A 19,878-nucleotide genomic window follows, 5' to 3' on the forward strand; every position below is an offset into this window, starting at 1 on the left:
TTTACTTATCCATCAATCTGTTATCAGTGACAGGTTCACCACCAGCCGCTGATTACCATCAATGGTTTATTTACCGCTTTTCACTTTGGTCCAGGCACGGGTGATCACACGATCAATTTTCGGATCTTGCACTTTTAATGTGAACATCTTAGCTCGCACATCTGCCGGTGGATAAATACCTGGATTATCACGAACTTCTGCGTTCACCAGCGGGGTAGCAGCTTTGTTGGCATTGGCGTAGAACACGTGGTTGCTAATATTGGCAATCACATCAGGGCGCATCAGATAATTCAGGAACTGATAGGCTTCATCCTGATTTTTCGCATCCGCAGGCATGGCAAACACGTCAAAGAAAGCTAATGCCCCCTCTTTCGGAATGCTATAAGCCACATTCACACCATTTTTGGCTTCTTTGGCGCGATTAGAAGCCTGCATGATATCGCCAGCCCAACCCACAGCCACACAGATGTCACCGTTTGCCAGATCATTAATGTATTGCGATGAGTGGAAATAACGGATATTTGGCCGCAGTTTCAATAACAACTCAGTAGCAGGGCCAGTGTAATCAGTGGCCTGAATACTGTTGGGGTCTTTACCTAAATAATTAAGAACGGTGGCAAAAATCTCACTTGGCGCATCCAGGAAGGAAACACCACAGCTTTTCAACTTCTCAAGATTTTCCGGTTTCAGCACCAGATCCCAACTGTTTACCGGAGCGTCTTTCCCAAGTGCCGCTTTCACTTTCTCGACGTTATAGCCAATACCGGTCGTCGCCCACAGATACGGAATGGCATATTTGTTATCGGGATCGTGCTTGCCAACCAGCGTCAGCAATTCAGGATCAAGATTTTTGTAATTCGGTAATTTACTTTTATCCAGCGGCTTAAATACGCCCGCAGACAATTGGCGCTCGAGGAAACTGGCTGACGGCACCACCAAATCAAACCCGGTGCTCCCCGCCATCAATTTACCTTCCAACACCTCGTTGGAGTCAAACACATCATAGACAACTTTAATGCCGGTTTCTTTTTGGAAATTAGCCAGCGTATCTGGCGCGATATAATCAGACCAGTTGTAAATGTGCAGTGTTTTTTCTTCAGCAGATGCTGAGACGGACGCGGCCATTAACAGGCCAGCAGCAACACCCGATAACCACTTTTTACGTTGGGTGAACATCCGTTAACTCCTCCAGAATAGGGGGTAAATTCGTGCGATAAATTTGCATCCATGGGATGCAATACCTTTGTCCTGCCGAGCGCTATTGCCACAAACACCAAATGCATGGCTATGCACAGTGAGCAATTATTAATCTAACAAATATAATCACTGATTTTGCGGAGGAATATTATGCCCTTTGCAGAAACAGCAGCATAACCGCAGTTCGGAATCCACGCCAGACTCTAGGGTAAAAAACGCCTTTTATCGATTTTTTATGCATATTCTATCTATGTAATGCGTCACTAATGGCATAAACGGCGACAAATATCTGGCAAAGGAGGGTAAAAAGCAGAATATCTTATGGTTTAGCGGGGGAATCTTATGGTTTACCAAGAGAATAAATAGTGTGCCACTGGTTATCAGTAGCACCCTGATTTTGATGTACGGTAATTATTTAGTGTATTACAGGATAAGCGGTGGCAGTTTGTGGCAACTCGTCGTCGTCACTATTGCCAATAAACAGTAAATCGTTGGCACGCGCTTCCAGAATAATCATCGAAATCTGCTCTTCGCACTGCTGCATAAAGTAGCCAAACTGGGCGAATGAGACGCCAACCTCAACAGTCAGTGACTGGCAGACAATCAGTTTTGGCAGATTATCATCCTGAATATCGATAAACGCTTTAACTGTCAGTGAGCTGGCATTGATTTGACTGAGATCCGCGACCAGCGGGATCAACGCTGTTGGACGTACCTCGGCCAGTGCTGAAAACAGGATAACGTTATCCACCAAATCAATTTTGGCATCAAACACACCCTCAAAATTTTGCATATGCGGCAGATGCAGTGCCTGGCAGGAATCGCACTCAAAAAATGAGATACCGAGTTGATCCAGCCAACGCCGTAATAAGGCTAAATCCGGGACGATGAGTGAATCCATAACTACCTACCTCACGATTCTCATAATACGAAAAGTGCCATAGCTTACGGAATATTGGCCGGCAGCGCTACTTCAATCCCGACTAATTTAATGCCGCAGGAAAGGCTCAGTAATGACCTTACTTAGATTTGTTCTCCTTTTCGGATCGCGTTTTATCTATCTCTTTCTTAGATTGGGGTCTGGAAATTCTATCTGCGCTACCTAAGAGTGGGCCAAAACCGCGTGCGACGCGCCAAACAATGCAGGCTGCCGCTGGGATCATCAGACCAATCCCAATAAAAATCATAATAATCGCAACTGTCGGTGTGCCCATTGATCCTGGTAATGACAAATAGTCATTTATACTGAGATAGGCAACAACCAGTAATATCATCCCCAATGCTTCCAAGATAATCACAATACGGGGCATATCTCCTAACGAGCGCATCTTTACCTCCGATAGGCTCTGTATCTGCTTTTAACCAGTGTATTGAATCCCCACGATTTGTAACAGTACCCATAAGCAAATAGGTAGGATTAATCGGACTAACAGGTAAATCCTGCTTTTTTTTCACTGCGTCAAAAGGCATAGTAGTCAGCAGTCGCATGAGTAACACGCTATAAGTCATTTAACAGCTGAATATATCAGTAACTGTTGGCGAAGTGATTATCTCAAATTAATCAAGGAGTTTTACATGTTTGCTGTGATTTTTGGGCGTCCTGGATGTCCTTACTGTGTACGTGCCAAAGAATTGGCGGAAAAATTGGAAACTGAGCGTGACGATTTTAAATTCCGTTACATCGATATTCACGCAGAAGGTATCACCAAAGCTGATCTGGAAAAAACAGTCGGCAAACCAGTAGAAACCGTGCCACAAATCTTTATCGATGAGAAACACATTGGTGGCTGCACAGATTTCGAAGCCTACGCTAAAGAAAATCTTAGCCTGTTCCAATAATCGGCTGATAAACCTCTCTTATTGGCTAACGGTTAAGAACAGTGCGCCAACCTTGATGAGCTTTATCCGAAAAAGGGTGCTTAGCGCCCTTTTTTCTTGCCTGTCATTTAGACCCGTCCAACAAAAACCGTACGTTAAAGCGATATAACGCCGCCAAATACCAGCAGATAACCCCGTACTTTATCAGTAAGTAAGCATATCCCCCTGGCTAAGGCAAACTTCCTGCTTACTACTGGCTGTCTCGCAACAGACCGATTAGAATAAGCACCGCTATCGCTTACATTTATATTTCAGCTAGCAATGTTTTTTTGAATTAAAAGGTTTTGAATTTAAAGATATGTGTCGCTCTGGCTTTACATTAAGGGTGTATGCATCGTGGATCATCCTGGCTAAATAGAAAGTCATACTCGTGAATATAAACGTCGCAAACTTGTTAAACGGCAACTACATCTTGCTGTTATTCGTGGTGTTAGCGCTGGGGTTATGCCTGGGCAAACTGCGATTGGGGCCTATTCAATTAGGTAACGCTATTGGTGTATTGGTGGTATCTCTGTTGCTTGGGCAACAGCATTTTACGATTAATACCGAAGCCCTGAATCTGGGCTTTATGCTGTTTATTTTTTGTGTCGGCGTCGAAGCTGGCCCAAACTTTTTCTCTATTTTCTTTCGTGACGGCAAAAACTACCTGATGCTGGCGTTGGTCATGGTGGGCAGCGCGATGATTCTGGCGCTGGGGCTGGGTAAACTCTTTGGTTGGGATATTGGCCTGACAGCCGGGATGCTGGCCGGTTCCATGACATCCACTCCGGTCTTGGTGGGCGCTGGCGATACTCTACGCCATACCATCGCAAATAATCCGGCGTTGCAACATGCCCAGGATAACCTGAGTTTAGGTTACGCTCTCACCTATCTTATTGGGCTGGTTAGCCTGATTTTAGGCGCGCGCTATTTACCCAAACTACAACACCAAGACTTGCCAACCAGCGCACAGCAAATTGCTCGTGAGCGTGGCCTCGACACCGACAGCCAGCGCAAAGTCTATCTGCCCGTTATCCGTGCCTATCGCGTTGGCCCAGAATTGGTGGCTTGGGCTGATGGCAAAAATCTACGTGAATTAGGGATTTATCGTCAGACGGGATGCTATATCGAACGTATTCGTCGTAATGGTATTTTGGCGAACCCAGATGGCGATGCGGTACTGCAAGTTGGTGACGAGATCTCATTGGTCGGCTACCCAGATGCTCATTCTCGTCTTGACCCCAGTTTCCGTAATGGCAAAGAAGTGTTCGATCGCGACTTGCTGGATATGCGCATTGTTACCGAAGAGATTGTGGTCAAAAACAGCAATGCCGTCGGTAAACGACTGAGCCATTTAAAACTGACTGATCATGGTTGCTTCTTGAACCGCGTGATCCGCAGCCAGATAGAAATGCCGATTGATGACAATGTGGTATTAAATAAAGGCGATGTATTGCAAGTCAGTGGTGATGCACGACGCGTTAAAAGTGTGGCTGAAAAGATTGGCTTTATTTCTATTCACAGTCAGGTCACTGACCTGCTGGCATTCTGTGCCTTCTTTATTTTAGGGTTGATGATCGGCCTGATCACCTTCCAATTCAGTAACTTTAGTTTTGGTATTGGTAATGCCGCTGGCCTGCTAATGGCAGGGATCATGCTGGGCTTTTTACGTGCCAACCACCCGACTTTCGGCTATATCCCGCAAGGGGCGCTCAATATGGTGAAAGAGTTCGGTTTGATGGTCTTTATGGCGGGCGTCGGGTTAAGTGCCGGTGGCGGTATTAATAGCAGCCTCGGAGCCGTCGGTGGGCAAATGCTGATTTCCGGCTTAATCGTGAGCTTAGTGCCTGTAGTTATCTGCTTTATCTTTGGCGCTTATGTATTACGCATGAACCGCGCTCTGCTTTTCGGCGCGATCATGGGAGCACGCACCTGTGCACCGGCTATGGATATCATTAGTGATACTGCTCGCAGTAATATCCCGGCGCTTGGTTACGCAGGTACTTATGCTATTGCGAACGTCTTACTGACACTGGCAGGCTCGTTAATCGTCATTGTCTGGCCGGGAATATTAGGCTAGTACATGAAAAGTGGTATTTAAGAGAAAGCTAAACATTTTTTAATCTTTTTTCATTTCTCCAGAACTTTCTGACTGGACTGGGGTCTGATTTAATGCCACTGCTTTTCTTTGATGTCCCCATATTGAGGAGCCCGATAGTCCCGCCTTCTTAGGTTCAAGACTAGTCGGGTTTTTTCTTGTCTGAAATTTGAGTTCCCCCCACTCTTCCCCCTTAAGGCTTTCTTAAGACAAAATTATTACAGTAGAAATATCACTACTTCTGCTCCAGGCTATTTCGTGAAGACCAACAAACCTGCTTCTCAATCTGGCGTCATTACATCGACCTTAAATAATACCTCAACGGCACTGACAATTAGGACAAACTCCCTTTACTCGCTGCCGTTATCCTTTTATTTTTGGCAGGTTTTTGCATTGATGATCAGTGGATTGCTGTTTCTTTGGTTATCCCGCGACGAACAGTTAGATTGGCTTATCAGCAACTTTTGGTTTGATCCCGTCTCGCAACATTTTCCATGGGAAAATAATTACTGGCTGGATTTACTGAATCATCGCTTATTGAAAATAGCCATTATCAGCGCTGCCGTTGTCTCATTGCTATGGGGTCTTTATCGCCGCAATAAACGCGTAGTAGCTACTATGCTGCTGTTCGGCATCGGCCCGTTGGTGGTAGGTGTGCTAAAAGCGACCAGTGCCCACTCCTGCCCTTGGGATCTGGTGGAATATGGCGGTAAATCCCTCAGCTATGTGCTGATGGGAACTGCCCCGGTCGGCGCGGGCCCTGGCCACTGTTTCCCCGGCGGCCATGCTTCCAGTGGGTTTGCAGTAATGGCATTGTTTTTCTTGTTTTACCCCGAACGACCACGGTTGGCTTTACTGTGTTGGTTTGCGGGTGTGAGTCTTGGCATGTTGATGGGTTTTGGACAAATCATGCGCGGGGCACATTTTCTTACCCATAACCTATGGGCGGGTTGGTGGGTTTGGCTCAGCCAATTGGCTGTGTATTGGATGATCAGCGGTTTTTACAACCGTGATAAGGGTAGAGAATGATTGAACAAATGAATTACTTTTTCTTTTCCATGATAAATGCCACCCCGGCATCATCTCCATGGATGATCTCTTTTGCGACTTTCATCGCACGCGATTTAATTATGATTATCCCCGTATTATTAGTGGGAATGTGGTTATGGGGGCCACAAAGGGACATGGATTCGCAGCGTACCTTAGTGACCAAAGCCGCTATCGCACTTGCTTTCTCAATGCTTTCAGCCTCTTGCATTGGGATGCTTATCCCCCACGACCGCCCTTTTGTTGTCGGTTTTGGTTACAACTTTATGAATCACGCACCCGATAGCTCTTTCCCAAGTGACCATGGTACAGCTATTTTCACTTTTGCTCTGGCCTTTGTTTTCTGGCACAAATTGTGGTCCGCTATCAGTCTGATGGTCGTGGCTGTCGCGATTGCATGGTCACGAATATATTTGGGCGTGCACTGGCCATTAGACATGGTGGGTGGATTTTTGCTAGGAATTGTCGGCTGCCTGTTTGCACAATTAGTGTGGAACTTGTTCGGCGATGCAATTTCAAATGGCATGAAACGTCTTTATCATATGAGTTTTGCCTTACCTATCAGCAGAGGGTGGGTTAGAAACTAGCGCCCTCCACGTGATTAATCTCACATAGCCGGCAGATTAAAATGCCGGCCACATTCTCCGCAAAATCCTTCATCACGTAAAAATATATATAAATCAAATAATTGAACTTAAGCATTGTGTTTCTGTTGGTTATTTAACAATCTTTAATGTAAAAATTATAACAAAATAAAATCTAAAACAGCTAAATATGTGAGAATTAGCTTTGTTTTTTTCCTTCAATGTTATTATTATAACAACAGAGCCAACTTATAGATAAACAAAAGGATAAGAATTATGACGATCAATTACGCTAATTATATTGACCATACCCTACTGGCAATGGATGCCACTGAAGAGCAAATTATTAAGCTGTGCGAAGAAGCCAAGCAGCATCATTTTTATGCGGTATGCGTTAACTCTGGCTATGTTCCCGTTGCCGCACAACAGCTAGCTGGCACCTCGGTTAAAGTGTGTTCAGTCATTGGTTTTCCGCTGGGTGCAGGTTTGACCGAAGCAAAAGCCTTTGAGGCTCAGGCTGCTATCAAAGCTGGCGCGCAAGAGATTGATATGGTTATCAATGTTGGCTGGTTGAAAAGTGGCAAAATCGCAGAAGTTAAAGCGGACATCAAGGCCGTGCGCGATAATTGCGCCTCCACACCGTTGAAGGTAATATTAGAAACCTGCCTGCTTAGCGATGCACAGATTGTACAAGTTTGTGAAATGTGCCGTGAGCTTGACGTCGCTTTTGTTAAAACCTCAACCGGTTTCAGCACTGGCGGCGCTAAAGAAGAGCATGTCAAATTGATGCGTGCCACAGTAGGCCAGGAGATGGGTGTTAAAGCCTCCGGTGCGGTTCGTGACAGAGCGACAGCAGAAACAATGATTAAGGCTGGCGCGACACGCATTGGCACCAGCTCTGGAGTGGCTATCGTTTCAGGCCAGCAAGCATCGGCGTCAAGTTACTAATTTATTAAATATCCAATAGATTTCAAGCTGCGGAATGGCGAGTACCCGCGCCCGCAGTTTGAAAGATGATGGGTATATACCCCAAATAATTCAAGTTGCAGGAAGGCGGCAATTGAGTAAATCCCGATGAGCTTACTCAGGTAAGTGATTCGGGTGAACGAGAGCTGCCAACGCACATGTAGCTTGAAGTATGACGGGTAAAGCCCGGTTATTGCCGGGCTTACTTATTCCATGTACTGTTTGCACTCTTTTTTTACGTTTTTTATTTTACGGTTCATGGTGTTAAAAATAACTCGTCAGGGATAGCTTATGGAAACTCGCCGTGCAGAACGTATCAATAAACTTACTCAGGCCCTTAAGCGTTCTGACAAAATCCATCTAAAAGACGCAGCCAATCTATTGCGGGTTTCTGAAATGACCATTCGGCGAGATCTGAGTGCCGAACCTACTTCCGTCATTTTGCTTGGCGGTTATGTAGTGATGGACCCCAAAAGCAACAATGCCAATAACTATTTTGTGTCCGACCAACAAGCCAAGCAAGTGGAAGAAAAGCGCCTAATTGGTCAGTTAGCGGCGCGCCTTATTGCGGAAAATGACACCGTTTTTTTTGACTGCGGCACCACAATTCCTTCAATAATCGATGAGATAGATGAAGAACTGTCATTTACTGCCATCTGCTACTCCCTCAATACCTTTCTGTCTTTACAAGACAAACCCAATTGCAAAGTTATTTTGTGCGGGGGCGAATTCAAACCCAACAACTACATTTTCACCCCTATCAGCCAACATAATGAGCTGGATAATGCTTGCCCAAACAAAGCATTTATCTCTGCTGCAGGGGTTTCTATTGAGTATGGTGCTACCTGTTTCAACTTTGATGAGATTTTGTTGAAACACCGTGCCATTGCCAAATCTCAGCATAAAATTCTAGTGGCTGACCACAGCAAGTTTGGCAAAATAAAACCCGCCAGTATCGGGGCGCTAACACTTTTTGATGCTATTGTGACCAACCGTAAACCAGATAGCGAATTCAGCCAATTCTTTTTACAGCACAATATCAAAACCTACTGTTAGGTTCTTTTCCCCCTTATATACTCTACATAATTCGAGTTGCAGGAAGGCGGCAAGAGAGAGAACCCCGATGAGCTTACTCTCGTGTAAGTGATTCGGGTAATTGAACGTAGCCAACGCACATGCAGCTTACAGTATAACGAGTATAGATACGGATAACGGGCAAGATGCGCGCACCACATCTTGCTGTTCGATAGACATCCCTCTCTTTGATGTTATCCATAATGCCTGACGCCGTTGATTACATAGCAAAAATCCTAGTTCACCAAATGCCTCGAGATAACGCCGTCACTGAATTATCAGATGAAAACGGATTATATTTAAGCAAAATAGTCTTACTTCAAATAACCATATTTTATTTGTGGCTAAGCAATATGTTAGTTGATAAGAATTTTAAAACACTATTTCATTATGTGATTAATATCCGCTGATATTAAGGTTTAAGTTAAATTAATTTAACATTCAGAGTTCATTTAATGTATTCAATTAAAGGAATAGCGTTAGTTTATTGTCTGACAATTACTGATTACCCATTTTCATATGACAAATAAACCATAGAGTGCCAATAATCACTCGCTGACTTATTCTTGTTCATCAGCACTCTCATTGGAATTCTCTTATTTCACTGCTTATATCACTGCCATTTTCAGATACTATTTCCCATTAGAGGTGAAATATAAAATAAACATGTATATCAACAAGTTAAACAAAGTCATTTTCTTTGCTTTAATGACATTCATCAACAAATCAGTGAAAAAATCGATTTCTACTAGATTCGTAAGCCGGGTTAAAATATATTGCCCACCAAGAGAGTGAGGGATAAAAAATAAATTGTTTATTTATTGTTCAGTAAGAAAAGAGTGTTTTTTACTGTACTTATTGATGGATTATAAACATTCACATAACAATAAGTTGTAAATTCGCAACAAGTCATGGAAGTCGAGTTTATTGAGCATTTGCGAGCATGATCACGGTAGTTTTCACTACAAATCGCTATCTTGCCGCCAGCAAAAACTACTGTTCTTTACTGAACAACAAAAATATCCGATAAAGCGAATTCACCCTCACAACATCGGTTAAATTTTGCACTTTAACGTTTAGGTATAAATCACAACCACGACACCAAAGTAATAACCAGGGCACCAATTTTAAACAAATCGTTTTGACTGAATTTTTCGCCTGATAAAGTCGCTAAATAAGGCATTACAGGTACTTAACTTTCGGCTCTTAATTTTAAATTAACGTGTTCACATTGGAGATTTTTCATGGACACTACTCAAACGGGCACTATTGCCTCCTCGGGAAAAACTTCATCAAGTACATGGCGTAAAAGTGACACCATGTGGATGTTGGGTTTGTACGGTACAGCAATCGGCGCAGGTGTATTGTTCCTGCCAATCAATGCGGGTATCGGCGGCCTTCTGCCTCTTATCGTCATGGCTATTATTGCTTTCCCGATGACCTTTTATGCACACCGTGGCTTGTGCCGTTTTGTGCTGTCTGGTAAAAATCCGGGAGAAGATATCACTGAAGTGGTTGAAGAGCATTTTGGTAAAGGCGCAGGTAAACTGATTACCCTGCTTTACTTCTTCGCTATCTACCCAATTTTGTTGGTTTACAGTGTGGCGATTACCAACACCGTGGACAGCTTTATTACTCACCAGATGCATCTGCCATCCCCGCCACGTGCCATCCTGTCACTGATCCTTATTATCGGCCTGATGACTATCGTGCGTTTTGGTGAACATGCCATTGTGAAAGCAATGAGTATTCTGGTGTTCCCATTTGTCGCAGTATTGATGCTGCTGGCAGTTTACCTGATCCCTAACTGGTCAGGTGCTATCTTCGAACACGTCTCTATGGATGGCAATGGCACCGGTAGTGGTCTGTGGATGACACTGTGGCTGGTGATTCCGGTGATGGTGTTCTCATTCAACCACTCCCCAATCATCTCTGCCTTTGCGGTAGCAAAACGTGAAGAATATGGTGTTGATGCTGAGAAAAAATGCTCGCGCATTTTAGCTTTCGCGCACATCATGATGGTTGTTACCGTGATGTTCTTCGTCTTCAGCTGCGTGCTGAGCCTGTCCCCTGCTGACCTGGCAGAAGCGAAAAGCCAGAATATCTCCATTCTGTCTTACCTGGCTAACCACTTTAATACCCCAATGATTGCCTACATGGCACCGGTTATTGCCTTTATCGCTATCACTAAATCTTTCCTGGGCCACTATCTGGGCGCACGTGAAGGCTTCAATGGCATGATGATCAAATCTCTGCGCAGCAAAGGCAAAGAGATCAATCATGACAAACTGAACCGTATTACTGCACTGTTCATGCTGGTTACCACCTGGATCGTAGCAACCATGAACCCAAGTATTCTGGGCATGATCGAAACTCTGGGTGGCCCAATCATCGCGATGTTACTGTTCCTGATGCCAATGTACGCCATCCATAAAGTTCCAGCGATGCGTAAATACAGTGGCAAAATCAGTAACGTATTCGTGGTCATCATGGGTCTTATTGCTATCTCAGCAATCTTGTTCAGCCTGTTCGGTAAATGATTCTGAAGCTGGCTAACCTCCACGGCCAGCTCATTAGCATCAACTGATAATCGTTTCAAAAGCCGGTGCGTCCGCGCCGGCTCTTTCTCCCACGGCAATGTATACCCTAAATAATTCGAGTTGCAGGAAAGCAGCCAACGCACATACAACTGAAGTATGACGGGTATAAGCATTTTAATAATTAACGCCTTTACATGAAGGAGGCGAATAATATGGTCAGCGTTTTTGACATTTTCAAGATTGGTATTGGTCCTTCCAGCTCTCATACCGTCGGCCCGATGAAGGCTGGTAAGCTGTTTACCGATGATTTAATCGCACTGGGGCATCTTTCTGCCGTCACCCGAGTCACTGTTGATGTTTACGGTTCTTTGTCTCTCACCGGCAAAGGTCACCATACCGATATCGCCATCATTATGGGTCTGGCGGGGAATCTGCCTGATACTGTTGATATCGATGCCATCCCTGGTTTTATCCGTGACGTAGCCGCACGGGAACGTTTGCTGCTGGCGAATGGTAACCATGAAGTCGATTTCCTGGCAAATGGTGGGATGAATTTCCATGAAACCAATTTGCCGCTGCATGAAAATGGCATGTCAATCAGCGCACATGCGGGTGATGAATGTATTTTCAGCAAAACTTACTACTCCATCGGTGGCGGATTTATTGTCGATGAAGCTCAGTTTAATCAACAGGATAGCCATGCTGTTTCAGTGCCCTATCCGTTCAATTCTGCGCGTGACTTACAAAAGCACTGTAAAGATACCGGTTTATCTTTATCTGGCTTAGTGATGCAAAATGAGCTGGCTTTACACAGTAAAGCCGAGATAAGCGCCCACTTTGCAGCGATTTGGGATGTGATGCGCGCCGGTATTGATCGCGGTATTAATACTGAAGGCCTATTGCCCGGCCCGATGAAAGTCCCGCGCCGCGCTGCTGCATTACGCCGTATGCTGGTGACTACCGATAAGCATAATGCTGATCCGATGATGGTTGTCGATTGGATCAATATGTATGCCCTGGCTGTCAATGAAGAAAATGCTGCGGGTGGCCGCGTGGTCACGGCACCAACCAACGGGGCTTGCGGTATCATCCCTGCGGTACTGGCTTACTATGACAAATTCATTCGCCCAGTGAATGAGAACTCATATAGTCGCTATTTCCTCGTGGCAGGTGTTATTGGTGCGCTATATAAAATGAACGCATCTATTTCCGGCGCTGAAGTGGGTTGCCAGGGGGAAGTGGGTGTAGCTTGTTCAATGGCCGCCGCTGGTCTGGCGGAGTTGATGGGCGGTAGCCCTGCCCAGGTTTGCATCGCAGCTGAAATCGCCATGGAACATAATCTGGGGCTGACCTGTGATCCGGTAGCCGGCCAGGTTCAGGTGCCATGCATTGAACGCAACGCCATTTCTGCGGTGCAAGCGGTCAACTCAGCACGGATGGCATTGCGTCGCACCAGTGAGCCAAGTGTCTGTCTGGATAAAGTCATCGAAACGATGTACGAAACCGGCAAAGATATGAACTCAAAATATCGTGAAACCTCCCGTGGTGGTCTGGCAATTAAAATTGTTGCCTGTAACTGAGTTTTATCAGTAATCAGATGATAAAAGGGCTACGGTGAAGTAGCCCTTTTGAGATCAATGGCAAAACGGCCGTAGATACAAGCGGTGAAAACAGGCAGATCGTAAAGACGCCATCAATACGTCCATGTAGGCTCGACCCGCGCCCTCCCTGGCGCGGACGCTTTACTCTTCTGCCTATTCTCACCGTTCAATATCGAGTCATCGGATTTTATCAGCAGTTTTTTGTTGCTTTAATCTAGCTAAATAACTGGCTAATTTTCATCATTAAAAAGTCCCAGATGCGGCTGAAGAACCCGCCTTCTTTGACTTCGTTTAATACCACTAATGGGCGCTGATCAATGGTTTGCCCATTCAGTTGAAAATCAATAGTCCCGACCACCTGATGTTTCGCCAGCGGAGCACGTAACTCAGTCTCATTTAACTTATAACTGGCTTTCAAATTCTTCATTTGCCCTTTCGGGATAGTAATAGCAGCATCCTCTGCCACACCCAGTTCAGCTTGCCCTGTATCACCAAACCACACTTTTTGTGTCACAAAAGGCTTGGTGGCCTTAATCGGCACCACCGTTTCATAGAAGCGGAATCCCCAGGTCAGCAACTTCTCACTTTCACTGAAACGAACTCTGTCACTGGGTGCGCCTAACACAACAGAGATCAAACGCATCGGCCCGTCAGTCGCAGAGGCCACCAGATTATGCCCTGCACCTGCGGTAAAGCCGGTTTTCATGCCATCCACATTGAGATTAGTGCTCCATAACAATCGGTTACGGTTAATCTGGCGGATTTTATTAAAGGTAAATTCTTTCTCTTTATGCAATGCATATTCATCAGGAACATCACGGATCAGCGCCTGCCCCAATACGGCCATATCATGTGCGGTACTGTACTGACCAGGAGCATCAAGGCCATGCACCGTCATGAAATTGGTGTTATTGAGGCCGAGCGCTTTGGCGTAATTATTCATCAAGCCAACAAAACTGTCCTGACTACCAGCAATATAATCCGCCAACGCGATACTGGCATCATTACCAGACTGGATCACAATACCTTTATTCAAGTCGGACAATTTCACTTGATCGCCCGGTTTCAAAAACATCAATGAGGAGCCGCGCAGTGCCGGGTTACCGGTGGCCCAGGCATCTTTACCGACCGTCACTAAATCGTCCGGATGCACTTTACCGGCTTTAATTGCCTGTCCAATCACATAACTGGACATGATTTTTGTCAGGCTGGCCGGATCAAGGCGTTGGTCACTGTTCCCTTCTGCCAGCACTTTTCCACTGTTGTAATCCATCAACACATAGGCTTTGGCGTCTATCGCAGGAGCCGCAGGAGAGTCAGCCGCATGGGCATAAGGCAGTGCCAAGAGCAATAAACCAGCACTGAAAGTCAGCTTTTTTAGCTTGAACGGGGGAATATATTTCATCATGAGGTCGCCAGAGTATCCTTGCAAATAATCGGAAGTAAGTGGTATTCCCAGAAAAAACCACTGTCCAATTAGCGAAAAAGTAACGTTTTTTCACTGGTACTGAAATATTAGCTTAGCCACAAATTAGTACCTTTCTAAATTTATCCCATTGCCGCATCAATTGGGCATAGTTTTACGTTTTGTTTTGTAAAGAGACTGTTTCCACACAATACTGATGTCTATACGGCTAACCATCTACCTGTCTGAACATCCTTACACCTAAGCACCTAAACATCTAAAAAAACACAAATATATTACCAAAAGGAATAAGGGCGGGTTATTTGTTATTTTTAGTGCCTAAGCTGCTAGCGCTACTATCCAGTTGTAGATAGTTAACAGAACTCATTCGGTTAACTCAATTTTCACTGGAGTCAATAATGGCTATCCCACGCTCGGTGCTTGATCTTATCGGCCACACCCCTCTTTTGGAACTGACCCGCTTTGATACCGGCCCATGCCAATTATTCGTGAAGCTGGAAAACCAAAATCCTGGGGGCTCGATTAAAGACCGCGTCGCGCTCTCCATGATTGAACAGGCAGAAAAAGAAGGCTTATTGCAACCCGGCGGCACCATTATTGAAGCCACCGCAGGGAATACCGGCCTTGGGTTGGCGCTGGTTGCCGCACTCAAAGGCTATAAGCTGATACTGGTGGTGCCGGATAAAATGAGCCAGGAGAAGATTTTCCATCTGCGTGCATTAGGCGCGCACGTGCTGCTAACCCGCTCTGATGTGGGTAAAGGCCATCCGGCTTATTATCAGGACTATGCTCTGCGGTTGGCACAGGAGACACCGGGTTCTTTCTATATTGATCAGTTCAATAACCCGGCCAACCCCGCAGCTCACCGTACCTCAACCGGCCCGGAACTGTGGCAGCAGATGGGTGAACAAATCGATGCCATCGTGGTGGGCGTAGGTTCCAGCGGTACGCTGAGTGGACTGAGTGACTATTTCGCTGACGTTTCACCGACAACTGAATTTGTGCTGGCCGATCCGTCCGGTTCCATTTTGGCGGATTTCGTTGACAGTGACCATATTGGCGATGCCGGTAGTTGGCTGGTCGAAGGGATTGGCGAGGACTTTATCCCGCCACTGAGTAACTTCTCGCAAGTGAAAAAATCCTACAGCATTGATGATGCTGAAGCATTCAGCACAGCACGAACTTTACTACGCGAAGAAGGTGTACTGGCAGGTTCCTCAACCGGCACCTTGCTGGCCGCCGCATTGCGCTATTGCCGTGAACAAACCACTGCCAAGCGAGTGGTGACCTTTGTCTGCGACAGCGGCAATAAGTATCTGTCCAAAATGTTCAATGACTACTGGCTACTGGAACAGGGGCTACTGAGCAAACCTCAACTGGGCGATTTGCGTGATTACATCACATATAGCCATGAGGATGGCGCGACTATTTCTGTCTCGCCAGAAGATACCTTAGCCGTCGCTCATGCCCGCATGCGCCTGTACGACATTTCCCAATTACCGGTATTAGACGGCGAAAAGGTGGTTGGATTAATCGACGAATGGGACTTGCTGAACGCGGTGCAAGCCGATGCTTCTCATTTCAAACACCCTGTCAGTCGCGCGATGACTCGTCAGGTCAACACATTACAAAAAGAGGCCGATTACCGCTCTTTACTGGCGACCTTTAATGATGGTCATGTGGCGGTGGTGCTGGATGGAGAGCGATTCCTCGGCCTGATTACCCGTACCGATGTTTTGAATACCTGGCGTCAAAAGCTGGCTTAATCTTCTCTTATTAAGGATTTTTATCATGGCAAAGTTCGATACCCTAACCGTCCATGCCGGTTATACTCCAGACAGCACCGGTGCAGTGATGCCCGCGATTTACGCGACATCCACTTTCGCACAACCGGCCCCCGGCGAACATACCGGGTATGAATATTCCCGCAGTGGTAACCCAACACGTACCGCACTGGAAAAAGCGATTGCAGAATTGGAAGGCGGCATTCGTGGTTATGCTTTTGCTTCTGGCTTAGCTGCCTGCTCGACCGTTCTGGAACTACTGGATCAAGGTAGCCATATCATTGCCGTCGATGATTTATATGGCGGAACCTACCGTCTGCTGGAGAAAGTACGCAGCCGCACCGCCGGCTTGCGAGTCACTTATGTCTCACCTGCGGATACCGCAGCCTTGGAACAGGCCATTTTACCTGACACCAAAATGATCTGGGTGGAGACGCCAACTAACCCATTGTTAAAATTGGCGGATCTGACGGCGATTGCTGCTATTGCCAAGAAACATCAATTGATTAGTGTGGCAGACAACACCTTTGCCTCCCCGTATATTCAGCGCCCACTGGATTTAGGATTTGATATTGTGGTGCATTCAGCCACCAAATACCTTAATGGTCACTCCGATGTCGTCGCGGGTGTCGCGGCGGTAGGCAATAACCCTGAATTGGCCGAACAATTAGGCTTTTTACACAATGCAGTCGGCGGGATTTTAGACCCGTTCAGTAGCTTCCTGACATTGCGCGGTTTACGAACTTTGGCTTTACGAATGGCGCGACATAATGATAGCGCTCAGCGCATTGCCGAATGGCTTGAACAGCAGCCGCAAGTGGAGAATGTGTATTACCCGGGGCTAAAAAGCCACCCGCAACACGCACTGGCAGCCAAACAGATGGCCGGTTTTGGCGGCATGATTTCGGTACGATTAAAAGGCGATGATGAGTTTGCACGCGCCGTTATTAAGCGCTCACATTTGTTTACGCTGGCCGAAAGCCTCGGTGGTGTTGAAAGTTTGATCAGCCAGCCCTACAGCATGACTCATGCCTCAATCCCACTGGAAACGCGCTTGAAACACGGCATCACTCCGCAATTATTGCGTTTATCCGTGGGAATTGAAGATACCGAAGACTTGATTGCAGACTTAGCACAGGCGCTGAATGGCTAATATTCAATAAGACCCAAAAGGTAGGAATGGAGAACATTCCTACCTAAATACACAGATATAGTTTAACGCCGATGAGCTAATGACCTAACCCATCGATCACCCAAACTTTGTACCCCCTGCACCAAAATCACCAATATGACTAAGGTGGCGACCATCACTTCATTATTAAACCGCTGATAACCATAACGAATAGCTAAATCGCCCAAACCACCGCCGCCAATAACTCCGGCCATGGAAGAGAACCCCACCAGCATCACCACGGTTAAGGTAACCCCAGCTAACAAAGCCGGTAAGGCTTCCGGTAATAGTACTTTTTGCACCACATGCCGCGCGGAGCCGCCCATTGATAAAATGGCCTCAATTCGCCCCTTATCAACTTCATCCAGCGCAGCCTCAACGACCCGGGCAAAAAACGGAATCGCCCCAAGTGTGATAGGCACAATAGCCGCTGTGCTACCTAAGGTAGTGCCGATAATCCAACGAGTAATGGGAATAAGCGCAATCAGCAACACCACAAAAGGCATTGAGCGTCCCAGATTCACAATTGCGCCGACCAATGTATTCACGCGGGGAGCAGGTAGCACCCCATTCGGGCGCGAAACAAATAATAAGACGCCCAATGGCAGGCCAATCAATATCGTGAAAAAGGTGGCGATCACCACCATATAGATAGTTTCACCGGTCGCATTGGCGACCAATTCCAGCAGATCCTGCCAACTCATGCCACTGTTCATATCAGTTCTGCCCTCACACCACGCTCATTGAGAAATTGTAAGACTTCAGCTAAATTCAACCCGCCGTCTGGGTGGCTGAAATCAACTTGTAAACGCCCGACCCGTTGACCACCAATCGATTCGACGCCGCCGCCGAGCAGAGTGACCCCGACCGCATGACGTTGCGCCAATTCACTGAGTACCGGCGAGGCCGAGACGGTATCAAAGAAAGTCAGTTCCGCCACCGGCGCGCCGGAGAGGGATGCCGGGCCACGTGCAGGCAGCAATGAGCGCCCCAGACGAGAGTGAGGTGAAGAGAGTAAATCTGCTATCGCGCCGGTTTCGACCACCCGCCCACGTTCCAGTAACGCAGCAGTATCACAGATGGATTTCACGACATCCAACTCATGGGTAATCAGCACAATGGTTAACCCCAGTTGGCGATTAATATCACTGAGCAGCGCCAATATCGAAGCGGTAGTTTCAGGATCCAACGCACTGGTGGCTTCATCAGATAACAAATAGGACGGCTTAGCCGCCAGCGCTCTGGCAATGCCGACTCGCTGCTTTTGCCCCCCAGATAGCTGCGAGGGAAAAGCATGGGCTTTATCACCCAATCCGACTAAATCCAATAGATCTGCCACGCGAGTTTGGCGTTGTGCTTTCGGCATACCAATAATTTCCAATCCAACAGCGATGTTGTCCCATACGTTACGTGAATGGAGTAAGTGGAAATTCTGGAAGATCATGCCGATATTCTGCCGTTGCAGACGTAATTCACGATCAGAAAGTGTGGTTAACTCGCGGCCATCCACTTGAATACGGCCCGAAGTGGGCCGTTCCAGTAAATTCAGGCAGCGGATTAAGGTACTTTTACCCGCCCCGCTGCGGCCAATAATACCGAACACCGAGCCGGTCGGGATCTCCAGTGAGACCTCCTCCAGGGCCACCATCGGCAGCCCCCCTTGCGTGTAGGTTTTACTCAGGCGTTCGATGCTAATCATGATTTGATGCCTGCCACCGGGATAACAGAACCGGCATATTTTTCAGTGATAAACTTCGCCACTTCTGGTGACTGCAAGTCTTTCGCCAACTGCTTGATACGCGGGTCATTTTCCAACGCAGGTGTGGTTACCAGAATATTGGCATAAGGGTTACCAGCAGCCTTCTCCAGCCCTAATGCATCTTTGGCCGGGTTCAAACCCGCTTCCAGTGCATAGTTACCATTAATCACTGCCAAATCAACATCATCCAGAGAACGAGGGATCTGCGGTGATTCAATTTCAAGAATTTTCAGATGTTTTGGATTGCTGGCAATATCCTTAGGTGTTGCCTGGTTTTTAGCCGGATCGGTAAAACCCGGTTTTAAGGTTATCAATCCCTGATCTTGTAATAAATAGAGCGCACGGCTGAGGTTAGTGACGTTATTCGGTACGGCAACAGTGCCCTTATCTGGCACATCAGCAAAGGTTTTATGTTTATGAGAATAGACGCCCAAGGGTTCAATATGGACCGTAGCAGCAACGGCAAACTTCTGCCCTAGCGCTTGCTCTTGAGAATGCAGGTATGGAACATGCTGGAAGTAGTTAGCGTCCACATCGCCATGCGCTAGCAGCTCATTCGAGTTAACGCCATTGGGGATTTCAATGACTTTTAGGTTCAACGACGGGTCTAGCTTTTGCACGAATTGCAGAATTTCTGCATGAGGAACCGGATCGGCCGCCACCCGTAAGGCTTCGGCAGCCTGGGCCGATAAAGTAAAAGTAGAGGTCAGAGCAGTCAATACTGCGGCGCGAACCAAGCCAGAAATGCGTGTTTTAGTCATGATAATCATCCCA

At 46.5% G+C, this 19,878-nt stretch carries 17 protein-coding genes; 10 read left to right on the plus strand and 7 right to left on the minus strand.

Annotated elements, in window-relative coordinates:
- Window positions 1–66 precede the first annotated feature (66 nt).
- The 3 genes from potF to FTB31_RS03110 form a co-directional block, all read right to left on the minus strand.
- Window positions 67–1,176, minus strand: a complete 1,110-nt coding sequence (gene potF, locus FTB31_RS03100; RefSeq protein WP_019083471.1) for a spermidine/putrescine ABC transporter substrate-binding protein PotF — start codon at window positions 1,174–1,176, stop codon at window positions 67–69.
- A gap of 436 nt (window positions 1,177–1,612) precedes the next feature.
- Entirely contained in the window at window positions 1,613–2,098 is a 486-nt protein-coding gene (locus FTB31_RS03105) for a type III secretion system chaperone family protein (RefSeq protein ID WP_050077823.1), read from the minus strand.
- Between the two features lie 118 nt (window positions 2,099–2,216).
- A complete protein-coding gene (locus FTB31_RS03110; RefSeq protein WP_227719559.1) occupies window positions 2,217–2,525 on the minus strand; it encodes a YbjC family protein in 309 nt (102 codons plus the stop codon).
- A gap of 247 nt (window positions 2,526–2,772) precedes the next feature.
- Between FTB31_RS03110 and FTB31_RS03115 the strand changes: the two genes are divergently transcribed.
- The 8 genes from FTB31_RS03115 to FTB31_RS03150 all read left to right on the plus strand — a co-directional run bounded on the left by FTB31_RS03115 (window position 2,773) and on the right by FTB31_RS03150 (window position 12,943).
- Window positions 2,773–3,036, plus strand: a complete 264-nt coding sequence (locus tag FTB31_RS03115; RefSeq protein WP_004873700.1) for a GrxA family glutaredoxin — start codon at window positions 2,773–2,775, stop codon at window positions 3,034–3,036.
- A gap of 409 nt (window positions 3,037–3,445) precedes the next feature.
- On the plus strand, window positions 3,446–5,134 hold the full coding sequence (locus FTB31_RS03120; RefSeq protein ID WP_050077825.1) for an aspartate:alanine antiporter: 1,689 nt from the start codon (window positions 3,446–3,448) through the stop codon (window positions 5,132–5,134).
- A 375-nt stretch (window positions 5,135–5,509) separates the two neighbouring features.
- The gene (locus tag FTB31_RS03125; protein WP_217697180.1) at window positions 5,510–6,181 is read left to right on the plus strand and encodes a phosphatase PAP2 family protein; all 672 of its coding nucleotides are present in this window, start codon (window positions 5,510–5,512) and stop codon (window positions 6,179–6,181) included.
- Window positions 6,181–6,786, plus strand: coding sequence for an undecaprenyl-diphosphate phosphatase (ybjG, locus tag FTB31_RS03130; protein ID WP_175631734.1), 606 nt, complete (start codon window positions 6,181–6,183; stop codon window positions 6,784–6,786). Before FTB31_RS03125 ends, ybjG begins: the two co-directional genes overlap by 1 nt.
- A gap of 273 nt (window positions 6,787–7,059) precedes the next feature.
- Window positions 7,060–7,731: a deoxyribose-phosphate aldolase gene (gene deoC, locus FTB31_RS03135; RefSeq protein WP_050077828.1), complete on the plus strand. Its 672-nt coding sequence runs from the start codon at window positions 7,060–7,062 to the stop codon at window positions 7,729–7,731.
- Between the two features lie 309 nt (window positions 7,732–8,040).
- Window positions 8,041–8,805, plus strand: a complete 765-nt coding sequence (gene deoR / locus FTB31_RS03140; protein WP_050077829.1) for a DNA-binding transcriptional repressor DeoR — start codon at window positions 8,041–8,043, stop codon at window positions 8,803–8,805.
- A gap of 1,262 nt (window positions 8,806–10,067) precedes the next feature.
- Window positions 10,068–11,363 carry an HAAAP family serine/threonine permease gene (locus tag FTB31_RS03145; protein ID WP_050077830.1) on the plus strand — a complete coding sequence of 432 codons (1,296 nt, stop codon included), beginning with the start codon at window positions 10,068–10,070 and terminating at the stop codon, window positions 11,361–11,363.
- 212 nt (window positions 11,364–11,575) lie between these two features.
- Window positions 11,576–12,943, plus strand: a complete 1,368-nt coding sequence (locus FTB31_RS03150; protein WP_050077831.1) for an L-serine ammonia-lyase — start codon at window positions 11,576–11,578, stop codon at window positions 12,941–12,943.
- 235 nt (window positions 12,944–13,178) lie between these two features.
- Here FTB31_RS03150 and FTB31_RS03155 read toward each other — a convergent pair whose 3' ends face one another.
- Complete coding sequence (locus FTB31_RS03155; RefSeq protein ID WP_050077832.1) at window positions 13,179–14,372, minus strand: serine hydrolase; 1,194 nt, start codon at window positions 14,370–14,372, stop codon at window positions 13,179–13,181.
- A gap of 416 nt (window positions 14,373–14,788) precedes the next feature.
- On the opposite strand from FTB31_RS03155, the gene FTB31_RS03160 reads away from it, so the two are divergent.
- Window positions 14,789–16,156 (plus strand): pyridoxal-phosphate dependent enzyme, encoded by a 1,368-nt coding sequence (locus tag FTB31_RS03160; protein ID WP_077173876.1) that lies wholly within the window; start codon window positions 14,789–14,791, stop codon window positions 16,154–16,156.
- Window positions 16,157–16,181: 25 nt separating this feature from the next.
- Window positions 16,182–17,327, plus strand: coding sequence for a trans-sulfuration enzyme family protein (locus tag FTB31_RS03165; protein ID WP_050077835.1), 1,146 nt, complete (start codon window positions 16,182–16,184; stop codon window positions 17,325–17,327).
- A gap of 62 nt (window positions 17,328–17,389) precedes the next feature.
- Here the strand turns inward: FTB31_RS03165 and FTB31_RS03170 are convergent, their stop codons facing one another.
- The 3 genes from FTB31_RS03170 to FTB31_RS03180 are packed head-to-tail and all read right to left on the minus strand — an operon-like array spanning window position 17,390 to window position 19,865.
- Entirely contained in the window at window positions 17,390–18,061 is a 672-nt protein-coding gene (locus FTB31_RS03170; RefSeq protein ID WP_019079923.1) for a methionine ABC transporter permease, read from the minus strand.
- Window positions 18,058–19,044 (minus strand): methionine ABC transporter ATP-binding protein, encoded by a 987-nt coding sequence (locus FTB31_RS03175; RefSeq protein WP_005171320.1) that lies wholly within the window; start codon window positions 19,042–19,044, stop codon window positions 18,058–18,060. Before FTB31_RS03175 ends, FTB31_RS03170 begins: the two co-directional genes overlap by 4 nt.
- On the minus strand, window positions 19,041–19,865 hold the full coding sequence (locus tag FTB31_RS03180; RefSeq protein ID WP_005171322.1) for a MetQ/NlpA family ABC transporter substrate-binding protein: 825 nt from the start codon (window positions 19,863–19,865) through the stop codon (window positions 19,041–19,043). Before FTB31_RS03180 ends, FTB31_RS03175 begins: the two co-directional genes overlap by 4 nt.
- Window positions 19,866–19,878 lie beyond the last annotated feature (13 nt).

Origin of the sequence: Yersinia proxima, from assembly GCF_902170785.1 — a bacterium.
Taxonomy (GTDB): domain Bacteria; phylum Pseudomonadota; class Gammaproteobacteria; order Enterobacterales; family Enterobacteriaceae; genus Yersinia; species Yersinia proxima.

What these genes read in the sequence shown, in the direction of transcription:
- potF (WP_019083471.1), bottom strand. Translation starts at nt 1,176, where the DNA reads ATGTTCACCCAACGTAAAAAGTGGTTATCGGGTGTTGCTGCTGGCCTG.
- FTB31_RS03105 (WP_050077823.1), bottom strand. Translation starts at nt 2,098, where the DNA reads ATGGATTCACTCATCGTCCCGGATTTAGCCTTATTACGGCGTTGGCTG.
- FTB31_RS03110 (WP_227719559.1), bottom strand. Translation starts at nt 2,525, where the DNA reads ATGCGCTCGTTAGGAGATATGCCCCGTATTGTGATTATCTTGGAAGCA.
- FTB31_RS03115 (WP_004873700.1), top strand. Translation starts at nt 2,773, where the DNA reads ATGTTTGCTGTGATTTTTGGGCGTCCTGGATGTCCTTACTGTGTACGT.
- deoC (WP_050077828.1), top strand. Translation starts at nt 7,060, where the DNA reads ATGACGATCAATTACGCTAATTATATTGACCATACCCTACTGGCAATG.
- deoR (WP_050077829.1), top strand. Translation starts at nt 8,041, where the DNA reads ATGGAAACTCGCCGTGCAGAACGTATCAATAAACTTACTCAGGCCCTT.
- FTB31_RS03145 (WP_050077830.1), top strand. Translation starts at nt 10,068, where the DNA reads ATGGACACTACTCAAACGGGCACTATTGCCTCCTCGGGAAAAACTTCA.
- FTB31_RS03150 (WP_050077831.1), top strand. Translation starts at nt 11,576, where the DNA reads ATGGTCAGCGTTTTTGACATTTTCAAGATTGGTATTGGTCCTTCCAGC.
- FTB31_RS03155 (WP_050077832.1), bottom strand. Translation starts at nt 14,372, where the DNA reads ATGATGAAATATATTCCCCCGTTCAAGCTAAAAAAGCTGACTTTCAGT.
- FTB31_RS03160 (WP_077173876.1), top strand. Translation starts at nt 14,789, where the DNA reads ATGGCTATCCCACGCTCGGTGCTTGATCTTATCGGCCACACCCCTCTT.
- FTB31_RS03165 (WP_050077835.1), top strand. Translation starts at nt 16,182, where the DNA reads ATGGCAAAGTTCGATACCCTAACCGTCCATGCCGGTTATACTCCAGAC.
- FTB31_RS03170 (WP_019079923.1), bottom strand. Translation starts at nt 18,061, where the DNA reads ATGAACAGTGGCATGAGTTGGCAGGATCTGCTGGAATTGGTCGCCAAT.
- FTB31_RS03175 (WP_005171320.1), bottom strand. Translation starts at nt 19,044, where the DNA reads ATGATTAGCATCGAACGCCTGAGTAAAACCTACACGCAAGGGGGGCTG.
- FTB31_RS03180 (WP_005171322.1), bottom strand. Translation starts at nt 19,865, where the DNA reads ATGACTAAAACACGCATTTCTGGCTTGGTTCGCGCCGCAGTATTGACT.